This is a genomic window from Ruegeria sp. YTSC003 (genome assembly GCF_059609785.1).
The window spans coordinates 37,211-52,353 of record NZ_JBXWMK010000005.1 but is presented as its reverse complement, the minus strand read 5'-3'; the positions used below and the strand labels follow the sequence as shown (position 1 = coordinate 52,353).

Sequence of the window (15,143 nt, the reverse complement as noted above, 5' to 3'; positions counted from 1 at the left end):
CAGATGTTCGGACTGATACGGCTTCCCATCCTGTTGCTGATCGTTTTTATTGTGGGCGTGTTCTTTGAGCGCAATAACCAACGCGAGGCATGTGCCTCGCTTGGAGACTGGCAGGACGGATTATGTGTAACGACGGAAGAGCCAAATGACTGATCTGATCTGCGTGGGCAGCGTTGCGGGGTCTTACGGCGTGCGCGGCGAAGTGCGGCTAAAAAGTTTTTGCGCCATCCCAGAGGATATCGAGACCTATTCGCCCCTAACTGACGAAGACGGCAAGGAACGCTATCCGCTGGTCCTGACCCGCCCAATCAAAAACGGCTTTGCGGCGCGTTTGGGTGGGATCGAGACCAAAGAACAGGCAGACGCCATCAACGGCCTCCGCCTGTTCGCGCGGCGTGATCAGCTGCCATCATTGCCTGATGACGAATTCTATCACACCGACCTGATCGAGCTTGAGGTCTACGACACCGGCGGAACGCTGCTGGGTCGTGTGAAGTCGGTACAAAACCACGGCGCCGCAGATCTGCTGGAACTGCACGGGCCGGGGTTGAAAGGCACCGTTTTTCTGCCCTTCACGCTTGAGGTTGTTCCAACCGTGGATCTGGACAAAGGCCGCATCATCGCAGACCCGCCCGAGGGGCTGATCTGATGCGACGCGTTCTGCTGCATCTGGGGCTACACAAGACCGGAACCACTGCAGCTCAGTCGTTTCTGTATGAAAACCGCGAGTTGATCTGGCCACATTTTGCACTGTTGCTGCCTTACAAGACGCGCAAATTGGGGCTGTCAGGTGCTGCGACCCGCCACTCCATCTATGGAACCGTGGGAACGCTGTCCGAATTCAGCTCGCAGGCCCGAGAGTATCTGGCCACGCGGAACTTCGGCACGAAACGTGGCCTGATCGTCAGTGAAGAGAATTTCAGCGGCCTGCGACCCAGCCGCAATATCGAACAGGGGTATGCAGCTACACCCGATCTGGCCGCTTGTCTGGTGGACGCCGTCCGCGATCGGTTCGAGGATCAGGAGGTCAATATCACGATCTACCTGTCCCTGCGCCAGCGCGGAGCGTGGTTGCGCAGCCTGTGGGCTCACGATCTTCAAAGAACCCGTGAAGTCCAGGATTTCGAAACCTTCCGCACGAACATGGATCACCTGCCCCCGCTCGAGGAAACGGTCTCGGAAATTCGCAAGAAACTGCCGTCGGTCACCGTGATCCAAGAGTGGCTGGAAGAGACGCATTTGCGCCGCTTTGGTCCCGGTACGCCTTTTGCCGAATTCCTGAACTTGCCTCGGGAAAAAGCGCAGCTTTTGGTGCCGCCCACAAAATCCAACAGCAGGCTGCCGGAAAGCGTGCTGGCCGAATTGCTGACGCTGAACCGATCCCATCTGGACGAAGCTGAGCTGACCCGGCAAAAAGCGCTGGTAGTAGAGCGGGCAAAGAACGCGATGGTCGGCACAATATGACAGACAAGCCAGGCAAATCTCACGGACGCAAGGCAATCCGACCCACGCTGAAGCCGCGTGAATTGATGACTCCGACACCTGACCTGCACGGGGTCTGGAAGGCGAAAATCATCACCCTGTTCCCTTCGGCCTTTCCCGGCGTTCTGGGCGAAAGCTTGACAGGCAAAGCCCTGCAAGAAGGGTTGTGGCAGTTAGAGACCGTGGATCTGCGCCAGTTCGGCGTTGGCAAACATCGCAATGTCGACGACACGCCGGCCGGCGGCGGCGCGGGTATGGTGTTGCGCGCAGACGTGCTGGGTGAGGCAATCGAACACACAATGGCTGGTGTGCAAGGCAACTGGCCGTTGATCTACCTCAGCCCGCGCGGTCGCCGGATGGATCAACGTATGATGCAAAACCTCGCACGCTGCGACGGTATGACCTTGCTCTGCGGTCGGTTCGAAGGCGTCGATGAACGCGTGTTGGAACATTACGGCGTTCAGGAAGTCAGCCTTGGGGATTTCGTGATGACCGGCGGCGAGATCGCAGCCCAGGCGCTGATTGACTCAACTGTGCGGTTGATTCCCGGCGTATTGGGCAACCAGGCCTCAGCCGAAGACGAGAGCTTTTCCTCGGGTCTTTTAGAGCACCCGCAATACACCCGACCCGCAGATTGGAAAGGCCGTCCGATCCCCGACATTCTGATGTCTGGTCATCATGGGCGCATTGCCGAATGGCGGCACCAGATGTCTGAAGAGATCACCCGCAAGCGACGCCCTGATCTGTGGGAACGCTATGAGGAATCCGGGGACGACACACAGGATTGATACCCCGAGTGTGGCTTGTATGCAGCACGTTCCTGTATTTAGCGAACACCACTTGAAGCTGATGTTCTGAAAAAATACTCATCTTGAAGATATTGCAAAATGCGATTTCAATTCAACGCATAACAGGCTGCTAAATGAAAAAAATCATATGCTTAGCTGTGCTTGCCCTTTCAGCTTGCACAACCAAGCCTCTTGAGATGGCAGTGCCCACTCAGGCGGGCCATAACCTGCACTCCGCAAAGGTCGCCGTGCAATCATGCGCCACCGAGGAAGATATTGGGGGCAACAGCGCGGTGATTGGTGGATACGCCACGAATATCCTGCTGTGGGGCGTGATCCTTGGCCCCATCGTTACGGCGCCCTTCGACGATAAGCTTCGCTCACAGGGTGAAATTGACCAGGTGCACCGCTGCATGACCGAACTTGGCTTCGAGCGACGCGAACTGACTGATGGAGAGCGGTTCTGGCTGCATCACACATCTGGCCAAGAACGGGTACGCCGTCTGGATCACCTTGTGGCGGGAGGAACCATTGAAACTTATGGGGCACCAAGCGGCTAAGTGCCCCCCGCCTTCCATCTGGCCCATATCTCAGGCGGGCCGTTGAATGTGTTGATGTCCACTTTCCCCTGAACGCCAGGAACCAAACCCGTGCCCGTATACTGCCAAAACCGCCACGCGGCCTTGGGGTAAACGTTGCGCGGGTGCCCGGCGACCGACCGCAGCCAGAATTCCGTCTTGGGCAGGCGGGCGATATCGGTGTCACCGTAGAAATCCACGGTCGTATAGACGATCGGGCGGCGGCCATAGTGGCGTTCCAGGATATCAAGGAACCGCTTCGCCTCGGACCGGACGGTGGCGCCATCGGGTCTGATGGTGCAGGTCTTGGAATGTGGCGTCCATTCCATATCCAGCACATGCGGCAGGTCGGCACCTCGGGGCACGTTCTCGATGAACCATTTTGCCTGCTCATGCGCCGGTCGGCAAAAATAGTAATAGTGATAAGCCCCCCATGGAACACCGGCGGCTTGCGCGCCGCGCCGGTGATCATCAAACAAAGGGTCGGCTACGTCCCCCCCCTCGGTCGCCTTGATGAATACGAAACTGACACCGGAGGACTTGGCCCTGCGCCAGTCAATCGGACCCTGCCATCGCGAAACATCGAGCCCGTGAACCGGATAGTGCCCCGGATGCCGGCCTTCCCACTCATGCGGCTTGGCATCCCCAAAGCTTGGAAAAATGACCGAAGGCGACGTGGTGCTCAGAAATGCCTTTGGTTCAACCTGTTGGGGCGGCGGGCTGCTGCGACCGCAAGACAGGGTCGCGAAGGCCATAACAGCCAGCATCAATGCTGTACGCATGGTATGTTCCTGTTCCAAATTTCTGCTCTTATAATTCCCTCTAGAATGCCCGATCTGCCTGACAAGGCAACGGTGTTGTTGACAAGCGGCGAAAACCTACCACTCCGCCCCGATCTTTATAGAGATTCAGGCTTGATCCCTGCCCACAAAGCCCGTAAAGCAGCGCAATCCGGTGCCGCGACATGCGACTCCGGTGTTTTGGTTTGCACCATGGCGTGACGCCCGGCTTTCTTCGGCCACGGCGCGGCAGGGCAGACCAGGCATAAGGAACATTCGATCTGACCTCTGGCGGGCTGTTCGCAGGACCCGGTGAAGACCAAGAGCTCTCAGGCCGTGCTCAACTTCGTGGACCAACCACGAGCAGATAGGAGAAATGCGATGGACCTGATCGCACAGCTTGAGGCGGAACAGATTGCCGCCCTGGGGAAGGACATCCCCGATTTCAAAGCCGGTGACACCATCCGTGTCGGCTTTAAAGTGACCGAAGGGTCGCGCACCCGTGTGCAGAACTACGAAGGCGTCTGCATCGCCCGCAAAGGTGGCAACACCATCGCCGGTGCGTTCACCGTTCGCAAAATTTCGTTTGGCGAAGGCGTAGAACGTGTGTTCCCGCTGTATTCGACCAACATCGACAGCATCACCGTTGTCCGCCGTGGCCGCGTCCGTCGCGCCAAACTGTACTATCTGCGCTCGCGCCGTGGTAAATCCGCGCGTATCGCAGAAGTCACCAACTACAAGCCCAAGGCTGGCGCCGAAGCGTAAGGAACGGAAAGATGAAAAAAGACATCCATCCCGATTATCACGTCATCGACGTCAAAATGACCGATGGCACCGTAGTTCAGATGAAATCCACCTGGGGCGCCGAAGGCGATCAGCTGGCTCTGGAAATCGACCCCTCTGTGCACCCTGCATGGACCGGTGGTTCGTCGCGCCTGTTGGACGCCGGCGGCCGTGTGTCGAAGTTCAAGAAGAAATACGAAGGTCTGGGCTTCTAAGCCAGACCTGTTTGAGATGCGAAAGGCCGCCCACCGGGGCGGCCTTTTTTGTGCGTAGAACGTTGCCAAAAATAAGTGGCTAATCCAGCCGCATGATCAACTCGACCTCACCATCGACAAGCCGGCCAGTCGGCGCAAACCCGAACGATTGATAAAGCGGCAGCGCACTGCCGGGTTCGTCGACGACGCTGATCACCAGGTTAGAGCGACCCTTTTTCAAAGCCACGGATTTCGCAAAATCCAATGCGGCCATTCCATAGCCCCGACCCTGACGAGATTTGTCGACCATCAACCGCCAGATATAGACGCCATCCGGGTCATCCCCGTCATCCAAATCTGCGTCGGGATGCGCCATGTCGATTATGGCCAGCAAACCAACCGCATCGCCGATATCCCAAATGCCATAGATTTCTGACCCCGGTTCGAAAATCGACTGCGCCATCGTCATTAGATTTGTCGCGACAAACCCTGCCTGATCTTCACGCACAGACAAAGCCGCCAAAGGGCGCAGGTTTTTTTGAGAGAGTAACGCAAACTCAACCATGGCGCCCTATTATCACAACCGGATTTCCAATAGAAGAATTCCGAACGGTCGAAGCGAACTCAACTCTTCGCACGCGTCAGCTCGGCTGCGCTGTGTACGGGCGGCACCGGGCCTCGAAGCAACATCAGCGCCAAAGCCATCCCGACTAGAGCCGCCGCAGCAGCAACAAGCATCGCGCTGTCAAAGGCGTTGTCCTGCAAGTCCCTAAGGGCCTTGGCCAATGCAACGCTAGTTTCAGGATCCATTTTAGCGATCATTTGTTGGATTTGACTCGGCGTCCCATGGGTCAGGGAATGGGCCAGATCTTCTCGCTGGGCGGACCCGGTGGGCAAAGCATTCATGACCTCGGAAATACCTCTGCGGGTCGTTATAGCTTCGGCCAAGCCTCCGACTACGGCCCCTAGTGTCGCGCCAAAATACAGGCAGGCATTAATCACTCCGGACCCTTGCCCGACATGCTCTTCCGGCAAAAGGCGCAGGCCCAGCCGGGGTAGCAGCGAGAAACAGATCCCCAACCCGATACCGACAATCATCAGCTTCCGCCAGATCTCGACATATTGGGTAGAGTTCGAGGTTGTCATCAACAACAAGAACCCACAGGCCATCGCCCCCAAGCCAACCGCAATGGGCCATCGAAAGCTGTAGGGTGCCAGAAACCGGGGTGCGGTGACCGAGATCACGAACATGCTGAGGCTAAGCGGCATGATCGCCAAACCTGCGCCGACAGGCGAGTAACCGAAAGCATCCGGGGATTGAACGAACGTGTTGAAATACACAAAGAAGCAGAACAGCGTGAAGCCGGTGAAGAACATACCAACGGCGGCCATGAAATAGCGCGGATGCTTGAAGTATCGCAGCTCGATCAACGGATCGTCGCTGCGGCGGGATACGATGACAAGGATGATTGTCGCAACCGCAGCGACTCCCAGCGGCATCAATGTCATCGGCGTAGCCCACCCGCTGCTTTCGCCATTGCTAAGCGCGAAGGACAGCGGGCCAAGGAACAACAGCAGCGCAAAAGCACCCGGATAGTCAAACTTGGCCCCGGCCTGACGTGTGTCCGGCACGTATCTGCGCCGGCTGACATGTAGCCCAATCAGGAAGGCGAACATCAGCAACACCAGATCGGTCGCAAACACTGCGCGCCAGCTGATGTAGTGGGCAAAGGCTCCGCCGACGATCGGCCCGACGCCAATGGCAAGACCGACAATTGCACCCCATGCGCCGGTGACACCTGCACGCTGTTCTTCGGGTGTGGCGGCGGTGAGCAATGACAGAGATGTTCCAAACAAGGCCGCAGCCCCTGCACCCTGCGCCCCGCGCCCAAACAAAAGCATCGCGCCATCTTGCGCAAACAGGACCGAGGCGGACCCAATGCCGAAGACAATCATACCAGCAAAGAACACGCCCATCTTGCCGGTGATATCGCCCAACCGGCTGACGATTGTGACCAGCGTAGCGCTGGCCACGGTATAGGTTGCCATCACCCATTGCAGACCGGATGGTGTCAAATCGAACTCGGCCTTGAGGTTCGGCAGGATGGTCGCGACGGCCGTTGTGTTAAACCCAACAACCATCATGCAGATGGCCGTCATCGCCAGCACAACGCGGGCACCCCCCTCGTGTGTTGGGTCAGATGACGTCTTGTCGATCATAAATACACCCCAAAACTCATTGTTCTTAAATGCAATTAATGAGCAGTTTAACGATTTTTGTCGCTGCGCAAAGGGTCGGCTTTAGATCCAGTAGGACAGAGCCACCGGCAGGACGATGATCGTGGCCAGCGTCGACACAAGAATGAAACCAGCAACATCCGGCCCGTATTCCGGAACGTGCTGGTCAATGAAAAGGTAAGTCGCAACCGAGGATGGCATCAGGCAACACAGAATCACCGCGCCACGCTCAGCTCCGGTGAAACCGAACGCCCATACCAAAGTGCTGGCGATTGCAATCGCCATGACCAGATGCAGAACGGTCAACAGCACCGCCCGGCCCAGACTTTTGATCCGCAACGTCGCCAGCGTATGGCCCAATGTCAGCAGCATCAGCGGGATCGACAGCCCACCGAGAATGTCGAAGGATTTTGCCAGCGGCTGAGGCAAGCTTGATCCGCTCGCCATAAGGATCAGTGATAGGATCACTGCATAAATGATCGGGGACGTGACGAGCTTTCTGGGCGAAAACTCACCCGCCGGGATCCACATGCCGATGGTGAAAATGCTGATCAGCACGACTACGACAAAACCCATCGTATAGGCCATTCCCGCATCACCCAACGCAAGCAACGCGATAGGCAGCCCGACATTGCCCACGTTCCCATGCATCAGCGGCGTCAAAAAGGCCCGAACCGGCAGACGCATGGCTTTTAGTGCCAGAAATCCCAACACTCCGAACCCCGCAATGGCCAGCGCTGCAGCCGTCATGACGTCCAGAAAGGTGCCAACCGCAATTTGGGTCGTGGACAGATGCGAGATGATCAGCGTCGGGTACCCAACGCGTGAGACGATCCCACCGATGACTTTGTTGTCGAACGGCGCCTTGATCACAGCAAGGGCATAGCCGATCCCGGCACAGATCAGCACCGGCAGAACCACGTTCAGAACGTTCAAAAACAGATGGTCCAACCGGTTCCCCTATCGCAAAACCCTGATTTGAACTGTGAAACAGCCCATCCGCTTTGACAAGCACGCGTCCTAACCAACACACCCGGTTGAGTTTTCCAAATTAGAGCCTGATATTGCCCTTTGATGGCGCTTGGGGTTCTTCCCTTCCCGGCCTCCACAACATATAGTGGGCGGTAACAACGTGTGGTTAAGCACGGCGGGACGTGGGAATGCAAGCATGGCACATATTATCGTAGTGGGGAACGAGAAGGGCGGCGCAGGCAAATCGACCGTGTCGATGCATGTAGCGACCGCACTAGCGCGATTGGGTCACAAGGTCAGCACACTGGACCTTGATCTTCGGCAGCGCAGCCTTGGCCGGTACTTTGAGAACCGCGGTAATTTCCTGAACGGGTCCGAGGTCACTTTGCCTAGCCCTCGCCACCACGATCTGCCCGAGATTGATGCCGCCAAGCTGAAACCCGGCGAAAACATCTATGACCACCGCTTGTCAGCTGCCGTGTCTGAGCTGGAAAGCGACAGCGATTTCATCCTGATCGACTGCCCCGGATCGCACACACGCCTAAGCCAGGTGGCACATTCGCTGGCCGACACGCTGATCACGCCATTGAATGACAGCTTTATCGACTTTGACCTGCTTGCACGGATCGACTCGAAGGGCGAAAAAATCCTGGGCCCGTCGGTCTATTCGGAAATGGTGTGGAACGCGCGTCAGTTGCGCGCGCAGGCGGGACTAAAACCCATTGACTGGGTGGTCGTGCGCAACCGCGTGGGTACGCAGCGCATGGTCAACAAGGAAAAGATGCAGCGCGCGATTGAGATGCTGTCCCAGCGCATCGGCTTCCGCGTCGCCTCGGGTTTCTCCGAGCGGGTGATTTTCCGCGAGCTTTTCCCACGCGGCCTGACCTTGCTGGACCTCAAGGATATCGGGGTCAAACAGCTGAACATTTCGAACATCGCTGCACGGCAAGAGCTGCGCGACATGATGAAAGAGCTTAACCTGCCGGGCGTAGAGATCGACTTCTAACTGCCACGTTCGGGCGTTCCAGTCCCAGCGCTACTATACCTCGCTAAAATCGTAGATCGGGTGCGCCCCTGCCCTTTTGGGCAATGAGTTTTGACAATACCGGCAGCCTGACGCTTCAGCGTCGAGTTAGGGCTGACTCTGGACCGTCATTGGTTTCTTTACCAAAAATACAACCATCCAAAACACCTTTTTGGTATTTTTGATAATCCCAGCTATCTGCTTGCTCTAATAATAGACAACTTTGAATGGATCAGGATGTGAATTCCACACCAGGCTATCAAAGGACAGGACGCCAAAGCGCGCGTTTACGGGAGGACAGCCATGACCGATTCATCCATTGGGACGCCGGAGCAACTCCGCGATCCAAATTACTTTCCAGCCATATACCGGGCCGTGCCGTTGGGGATTCAGCACGTGCTTGCAATGTTCGTGTCAAACGTTACTCCGGCGATTATCGTCGCTGGCGCGGCGGGCTTTGGCTTTGGCTCAAACAGCCCGGATTTTCCCGAATTGCTGTACCTGATCCAGATGTCGATGCTTTTCGCCGGTGTTGCCACGCTGTTGCAAACGGTAACGCTTGGCCCGGTTGGCGCGGCGCTTCCGATCGTACAGGGCACATCATTCGCCTTCATTCCGATCATGATCCCTCTGGTTGCCGGAAAAGGCGTGGACGGTCTTGCCGCCCTGTTTGGGGGCGTGATTATCGGTGGCTTGTTTCATGCCCTGTTGGGCACGGTAATCGGCAGGATACGCTTTGCATTACCGCCTCTGGTCACCGGATTGGTTGTGACGATGATCGGTCTTGCACTGGTAAAGGTCGGCATCGAATACGCGGCCGGAGGCGTACCAGCCAAAGCATCGGGTGCGGAAAGTTATGGTTCATTGTCCAGCTGGACACCTGCGCTGATCGTTGTGTTTGTCACGCTGGGGCTAAAGTTCTTCGCGCGTGGCATGCTTTCCGTTTCGGCTGTCCTGGTCGGTATTTTGGTGGGCTATGTTTATTGCCTACTGGTTGGGAAGCTGCCCGTCGAAGTGATCTCCGGCTCGTGGGAACGCTCTGCGGCTTTCGCACTGCCGCAGCCTTTCAAATACGGTTTCGAGTTCTCGTTCGCCGCAGTAATCGGTTTCTGCCTCATGGCCTTTGTCTCTGCGGTTGAGACGGTCGGAGATGTCTCGGGAATCACCAAAGGTGGCGCCGGTCGCGAGGCGACCGACAAAGAGATTCAGGGGGCCACATACGCGGACGGTTTCGGCTCTGCCATTGCGGGTGTCTTTGGCGGCTTCCCGAACACCTCGTTCAGCCAGAATGTCGGTCTGATCGCTATGACCGGCGTCATGAGCCGCCACGTGGTCACCATTGGTGCCATTTTCCTGATTGTGTGCGGTCTGGTGCCGAAGGTCGGCGGGTTGATCCGAACGGTTCCGATCGAAGTGCTGGGCGGCGGCGTCATAGTCATGTTCGGCATGGTTGTCGCCGCAGGCGTATCCATGTTGTCGGATGTTGTGTGGAACCGTCGCAACATGGTGATTTTTGCGGTTTCGCTTTCGATTGGTCTGGGGCTTCAACTCGAAGTCATGAACGTGGCGCCCGGATCGGCAAATGCGCTACAGCACCTGCCCGACACCCTGCGGGTCCTGGGCGCGTCAGGCATCCTTCCAGCTGCGTTCATCGCTATTGTGCTTAACCTGATCCTGCCAGAGACACTCGCTGATGAGGCGACAGAAGAAGTCTCTGGGGGTATGGCCGGCCACGGGCGCGGCGCGTTGGTTAAGGACGATCACGTCTGAGCCAGAAACCATTGCCTGAGCCTGTTCACAATTGGATAGGCCCAAGCCGTAACAAATTTCGGCAACGAAAAGCAAACTTAATCCCGTGCGTCATTCGCCTTGTAAACCGTAAACAGTTCCTTCGGTTCCGGCACTCCACGCAGCATGTAACGACCGACAGAGACCAGCTCTGACGCGGCAGGTCGCGCCGCCTTTGCCACGTCATCCGAGATCAGGATCCGTTGACCCAGCGACCTGTGCATTCCGGCAATCCGCGCGGTCTGGTTGACGGTCGGGCCGATGACGGTGAAGTCGAGGCGGTTCTCAGAGCCGATATTGCCGTACAGAATCTCACCCGCGTGCAGGGCCAGCGTATAGTTCGACACAGGTAGGCCATCGGCAGAACGTTGTGCGTTCAGTTTCGCCATCGATGCCTCCAATTCGGCGACGGCCGCCAATGCCGCACGCGCATCCGCATCAATCTCGCCTACATCGAACATGGCCATCAACCCGTCGCCCATGAACTTGAGGATGCTTCCGTCGCATTTGTGGACCACGTCGATAGCAGCGGCCAGATACTCGTTTAGCATCTCAATAAGGGCATCGCCCGGCAGCTCTTCGGACAGGCTGGTGAACCCCTCAAGGTCAAAATTCCAGATTACTGCATCGATCTGCTGAAGCGACCCGCGCCTGATTTCGCCGGATAAAACGCGCCGACCGGCATCACGGCCCAAATAGACGCGCATCAGGTCCTTTGATATCCGCTGGTTGTTTGCCGATTTCAAAGCCAACCCGAGATGCGGCAGCGCTGTATTGATCAACGCCAGATCGCTGTCCTTGAACCCCTCGGGCGCGTTTGACGTCCAGGACAACAATACACCGTTCACCGCCTTTTTGGCGTCCTTCGGCTGATTATGAGTCGGAATGTCAAAGGACACACCCGTCGCGTAATATTCAGTGGCGCCATGTTCGCGCAGTTCATTCAGCAAGGGAAATCGGCTGGGTTCGTTCTGATCCACCAACCGTTCGTGCACGACGCTTTCGCCTTCGTTCAGAACAGCAAACAGAGGGCTAGCACGCCATTGATCGCTGGGCTGTTCAGAGTATTCGAACTTTTGATATTCCCCTCCCTTGCCGTAATACCAGCTATAGCCGGTTCCGCCATAAATCGGGTGCAGGGTCGACTGGGCCGCATGAAATCGCATCAGCGGAACGCCCAGTTCCACCAGGCGATTGCAGTACTCTTCCAGCAGTTCTTCTTTTTCGACACCCTCAAGCCCGCGCGCCACCAGCCAGTTGATCAGATCGCTTGATTTTGCCGTATCGGCATCCAAGGTCGTCATGTTTTGTCCCATTTTTGTTCTGGGCTTCATCTGGGAATTGAGGCGGTGAATTACCAGTGGTCAATCCATATGCGCCAAACGCCGAAGCATTTTGCGCAACAGTTCTGCTTCGTTCCGGGAAAACAGGCCAGCAAGCTTTGTATCATAGGCCTCGGCCACCAAGCGCAAATCCCTGTAAACCGACTGACCTGCGGATGTCAGCGTTAATTGTTCAACCCGGCGGTCGGATGTGTCGCGTTTACGGGCTAAGTATCGGCGCTGTTCCAGTTTCGAAACTGCACGGCTGACCTTGGTTTTGTGAATTTTGGCACGCTCACCTATTTCTTTTGCAGTCATCTCGCCGTAATTTCCCAGATGAAACAAGACGCGCCATTCGGTGCGAAGCATTCCGTAACGGTCCTTATAGACCTGCTGAAACTCTAGCGAACTTTCTTCGGCTGCACGGTTCAGCAGGTACGGCAGGAATTCCTGCAGATCAAAGTCATCTTTTTTGGCAGATTTGTCCTGAGTCATGCTTGTTAGTTACAAAATCAACTATTACTCGACAAGCAGCAATTGGAGGAACACAGGATGAACCATCCGACGGATCCGCACAAAATGACGCAAGCCAGCACGCCCGTTGGCACGCAAGCAGGCTATATGCCCGGCTTTGGAAATGATTTTGAGACGGAAGCCCTGCCCGGCGCATTGCCGCAGGGTATGAACAGCCCGCAGCGTTGCAACTACGGTCTTTATGGTGAACAGCTTAGCGGCACGGCTTTTACAGCCAATCCGCCCGAACGCACGTGGTGCTATCGCATTCGCCCGTCGGTCAAGCATTCGCACCGTTATGAAAAAATCGAACTACCACATTGGAAATCCGCGCCCTGCGTTGACCCGGACGTGATCAGCCTTGGCCAATATCGCTGGGACGCAGTGCCTCATTCCGATGAAGGCCTGACATGGCTGACCGGCATGCGCTCGATGACCACGGCGGGGGACGTGAACACGCAGGTTGGCATGGCCAGCCACATTTATCTGGTCACGGAATCCATGGTGGATGACTATTTCTTCTCAGCCGATTCCGAAATGTTGGTGGTGCCACAGGAAGGTCGCCTGCGGTTCGCGACTGAACTCGGGATCATTGATCTGGAACCCAAGGAAATCGCCATTCTCCCCCGTGGCCTCGTGTACCGTGTCGAGGTGCTGGAAGGCCCAGCGCGCGGGTTTGTCTGCGAGAACTACGGCCAGAAGTTCGAATTGCCCGGCCGCGGTCCAATTGGGGCCAATTGCATGGCCAATCCACGCGATTTCAAGGCTCCGGTGGCGGCGTTTGAAGACCGCGAGGTGCCTTCGACCGTGACGGTCAAATGGTGCGGGCAGTTCCATACCACAAAGATCGGCCAAAGCCCGCTGGACGTGGTGGCGTGGCACGGGAACTACGCGCCCTACAAATATGACCTGCGCACCTACTGTCCGGTCGGTGCAATTCTATTCGACCATCCCGATCCGTCGATCTTTACCGTCCTGACAGCGCCCTCTGGGCAACCGGGCACGGCCAATATCGACTTTGTCCTGTTCCGCGAACGCTGGATGGTGGCCGAGGATACTTTCCGCCCGCCCTGGTATCATAAGAACATCATGTCTGAGTTGATGGGCAACATTTACGGCCAGTACGACGCCAAACCGCAGGGGTTTGTTCCGGGCGGCATGAGTTTGCACAACATGATGCTGCCGCATGGGCCGGATCGGGAAGCGTTTGAAAAAGCATCAAACGCGAACCTCGGGCCAGACAAGCTGGACAACACGATGTCCTTCATGTTCGAAACCCGTTTCCCGCAGCATCTGACACCATTTGCAGCCAACGAAGCCCCGTTGCAGGATGACTACATCGACTGCTGGACGTCGCTTGAGAAAAAGTTCGACGGCACACCGGGCAAAAAGTGACACCCAAAAGAGGTTTGAATAAATGCCATTGATGAAATCCTGGGTGGCCTCGGCCAACGACGCCGATCACCCGTTTCCCCTGAACAACCTGCCATACGGCGTTTTCTCGACCGAAGGCGGCGATCCGCGCTGTGGCGTCGCGATTGGTGACATGATTCTGGACGTCACCGCAGCCGAGGCCGGGGGCCTGATCGAAATGGCCGACGAGCCGCTCTTCGATCTGCCTTTCTGGAACCCGCTGATGGAGGAAGGTCCTGCCGTCTGGGCTGCATTGCGCAACCGCCTGACCGCATTGTTGGACGAAGGCGCAGAGGAACAGGCGCAGGTTGAACCGTTACTTATTGCTCAGATCGACGCCGAAATGCACATGCCTTTCGCCGTCAGCGAATACACCGATTTCTATGCCGGACGTCACCACGCGCAAAACGTTGGCACCATGTTCCGCGGACCGGAAAATGCCCTGCCGCCGAACTGGTTGCATATCCCCATCGGGTATAACGGCCGGGCTTCATCCGTTGTCGTATCGGGTACCGATATCCGTCGGCCCTGGGGCCAGCTCAAGTCGCCCGATCATGACATGCCCGCTTTTCTGCCTAGCCGCCGTTTTGACATCGAGCTTGAGATGGGCGCGATTGTCGGTACACCCTCGGACGGACCCATCTCGGTTCAGGAGGCCGACGACAACATCTTTGGCTATGTTCTGCTTAACGATTGGTCCGCACGCGATATTCAGGCCTGGGAATATCAACCCTTGGGGCCGTTTCAAGCCAAAGCCACAGCCACTTCGATCAGCCCGTGGATTGTGACAAAGGCGGCGCTGGAACCCTTCCGCTGCGACACGCCTGCGCGTGAATTCGAGTTATTGGATCATATCAAAGACTGCGGTCCGATGCTGTATGACATTGATCTTGAGGTCACGATGGAGCCCGACGGCAGGGGCGCCACAGTCATTGCCCGAACAAATTACAACGAAATGTACTACTCGGCCGCCCAACAACTGGCACACCATTCGACCTCAGGCTGCCCAATGAACACGGGCGATCTGCTTGGGTCTGGCACGATTTCCGGTCCAACAAAACCAGAGCGGGGCTCGCTGTTGGAACTCAGCTGGGGCGGAAAGGAACCGCTGACGCTGGATACCGGTGAAACCCGCACTTTTATCGAGGACGGTGACACACTGACCCTGACAGGTGCTGCCAAGGGCAAAGGTTACACCATCGGGTTTGGCGACTGTGTCGGGACCGTGCTGCCCGCCCTAAAAAACCCGTACACCCGATAAGGAGCTTA

Annotated in this window: 17 protein-coding genes; 11 read left to right on the top strand and 6 right to left on the bottom strand. The window is 56.8% G+C overall.

Annotated elements, in window-relative coordinates; genetic code table 11:
• Nucleotides 1-3: 3 nt before the first annotated feature.
• The 5 genes from AC2FFH_RS11155 to AC2FFH_RS11135 all read left to right on the top strand — a co-directional run bounded on the left by AC2FFH_RS11155 (nucleotide 4) and on the right by AC2FFH_RS11135 (nucleotide 2,830).
• A complete protein-coding gene (locus AC2FFH_RS11155) occupies nucleotides 4-153 on the top strand; it encodes a hypothetical protein (RefSeq protein ID WP_496844421.1) in 150 nt (49 codons plus the stop codon).
• Complete coding sequence (rimM, locus tag AC2FFH_RS11150) at nucleotides 146-649, top strand: ribosome maturation factor RimM (protein ID WP_058278985.1); 504 nt, start codon at nucleotides 146-148, stop codon at nucleotides 647-649. The genes AC2FFH_RS11155 and rimM overlap by 8 nt, the downstream gene beginning before the upstream one ends.
• Nucleotides 649-1,464: a hypothetical protein gene (locus AC2FFH_RS11145; RefSeq protein WP_496767252.1), complete on the top strand. Its 816-nt coding sequence runs from the start codon at nucleotides 649-651 to the stop codon at nucleotides 1,462-1,464. The genes rimM and AC2FFH_RS11145 overlap by 1 nt, the downstream gene beginning before the upstream one ends.
• Nucleotides 1,461-2,270, top strand: a complete 810-nt coding sequence (gene trmD, locus AC2FFH_RS11140; RefSeq protein WP_496780179.1) for a tRNA (guanosine(37)-N1)-methyltransferase TrmD — start codon at nucleotides 1,461-1,463, stop codon at nucleotides 2,268-2,270. The genes AC2FFH_RS11145 and trmD overlap by 4 nt, the downstream gene beginning before the upstream one ends.
• Nucleotides 2,271-2,467: 197 nt before the next feature.
• Nucleotides 2,468-2,830 carry a hypothetical protein gene (locus tag AC2FFH_RS11135; protein WP_147235301.1) on the top strand — a complete coding sequence of 121 codons (363 nt, stop codon included), beginning with the start codon at nucleotides 2,468-2,470 and terminating at the stop codon, nucleotides 2,828-2,830.
• On the opposite strand, the gene AC2FFH_RS11130 is transcribed toward AC2FFH_RS11135, so the two are convergent.
• The gene (locus tag AC2FFH_RS11130; protein WP_496844420.1) at nucleotides 2,827-3,630 is read right to left on the bottom strand and encodes a glycoside hydrolase family 25 protein; all 804 of its coding nucleotides are present in this window, start codon (nucleotides 3,628-3,630) and stop codon (nucleotides 2,827-2,829) included. The two genes, AC2FFH_RS11135 and AC2FFH_RS11130, sit on opposite strands and share 4 nt — an antisense overlap.
• Before the next feature lie 378 nt (nucleotides 3,631-4,008).
• Here AC2FFH_RS11130 and rplS point away from each other — a divergent pair, with 378 nt between their 5' ends.
• Nucleotides 4,009-4,392 (top strand): 50S ribosomal protein L19, encoded by a 384-nt coding sequence (rplS, locus tag AC2FFH_RS11125; RefSeq protein ID WP_058273331.1) that lies wholly within the window; start codon nucleotides 4,009-4,011, stop codon nucleotides 4,390-4,392.
• Nucleotides 4,393-4,403: 11 nt separating this feature from the next.
• The gene (gene rpmE / locus AC2FFH_RS11120) at nucleotides 4,404-4,625 is read left to right on the top strand and encodes a 50S ribosomal protein L31 (protein ID WP_010437577.1); all 222 of its coding nucleotides are present in this window, start codon (nucleotides 4,404-4,406) and stop codon (nucleotides 4,623-4,625) included.
• A 79-nt stretch (nucleotides 4,626-4,704) separates the two neighbouring features.
• Here the strand turns inward: rpmE and AC2FFH_RS11115 are convergent, their stop codons facing one another.
• From AC2FFH_RS11115 to AC2FFH_RS11105, 3 genes are all read right to left on the bottom strand, one after another.
• Nucleotides 4,705-5,169, bottom strand: coding sequence for a GNAT family N-acetyltransferase (locus tag AC2FFH_RS11115; RefSeq protein WP_496844419.1), 465 nt, complete (start codon nucleotides 5,167-5,169; stop codon nucleotides 4,705-4,707).
• Between the two features lie 59 nt (nucleotides 5,170-5,228).
• Nucleotides 5,229-6,824 carry an MFS transporter gene (locus tag AC2FFH_RS11110; protein WP_496767260.1) on the bottom strand — a complete coding sequence of 532 codons (1,596 nt, stop codon included), beginning with the start codon at nucleotides 6,822-6,824 and terminating at the stop codon, nucleotides 5,229-5,231.
• Nucleotides 6,825-6,905: 81 nt separating this feature from the next.
• Nucleotides 6,906-7,793: an AEC family transporter gene (locus tag AC2FFH_RS11105; protein ID WP_496844418.1), complete on the bottom strand. Its 888-nt coding sequence runs from the start codon at nucleotides 7,791-7,793 to the stop codon at nucleotides 6,906-6,908.
• Between the two features lie 217 nt (nucleotides 7,794-8,010).
• On the opposite strand from AC2FFH_RS11105, the gene AC2FFH_RS11100 reads away from it, so the two are divergent.
• Complete coding sequence (locus AC2FFH_RS11100; protein WP_496727013.1) at nucleotides 8,011-8,820, top strand: division plane positioning ATPase MipZ; 810 nt, start codon at nucleotides 8,011-8,013, stop codon at nucleotides 8,818-8,820.
• A 321-nt stretch (nucleotides 8,821-9,141) separates the two neighbouring features.
• Nucleotides 9,142-10,608 carry a uracil-xanthine permease family protein gene (locus AC2FFH_RS11095; protein WP_108861328.1) on the top strand — a complete coding sequence of 489 codons (1,467 nt, stop codon included), beginning with the start codon at nucleotides 9,142-9,144 and terminating at the stop codon, nucleotides 10,606-10,608.
• A 77-nt stretch (nucleotides 10,609-10,685) separates the two neighbouring features.
• On the opposite strand, the gene AC2FFH_RS11090 is transcribed toward AC2FFH_RS11095, so the two are convergent.
• Nucleotides 10,686-11,930 carry an adenylate/guanylate cyclase domain-containing protein gene (locus tag AC2FFH_RS11090; RefSeq protein WP_496727012.1) on the bottom strand — a complete coding sequence of 415 codons (1,245 nt, stop codon included), beginning with the start codon at nucleotides 11,928-11,930 and terminating at the stop codon, nucleotides 10,686-10,688.
• A gap of 60 nt (nucleotides 11,931-11,990) precedes the next feature.
• The gene (locus AC2FFH_RS11085) at nucleotides 11,991-12,443 is read right to left on the bottom strand and encodes a MarR family winged helix-turn-helix transcriptional regulator (RefSeq protein WP_496767264.1); all 453 of its coding nucleotides are present in this window, start codon (nucleotides 12,441-12,443) and stop codon (nucleotides 11,991-11,993) included.
• Nucleotides 12,444-12,500: 57 nt separating this feature from the next.
• Between AC2FFH_RS11085 and hmgA the strand changes: the two genes are divergently transcribed.
• Nucleotides 12,501-13,856, top strand: coding sequence for a homogentisate 1,2-dioxygenase (gene hmgA / locus AC2FFH_RS11080; protein WP_496844417.1), 1,356 nt, complete (start codon nucleotides 12,501-12,503; stop codon nucleotides 13,854-13,856).
• 22 nt (nucleotides 13,857-13,878) lie between these two features.
• Nucleotides 13,879-15,135 (top strand): fumarylacetoacetase, encoded by a 1,257-nt coding sequence (fahA, locus tag AC2FFH_RS11075; RefSeq protein WP_496844416.1) that lies wholly within the window; start codon nucleotides 13,879-13,881, stop codon nucleotides 15,133-15,135.
• The last annotated feature ends 8 nt before the right edge of the window (nucleotides 15,136-15,143 follow it).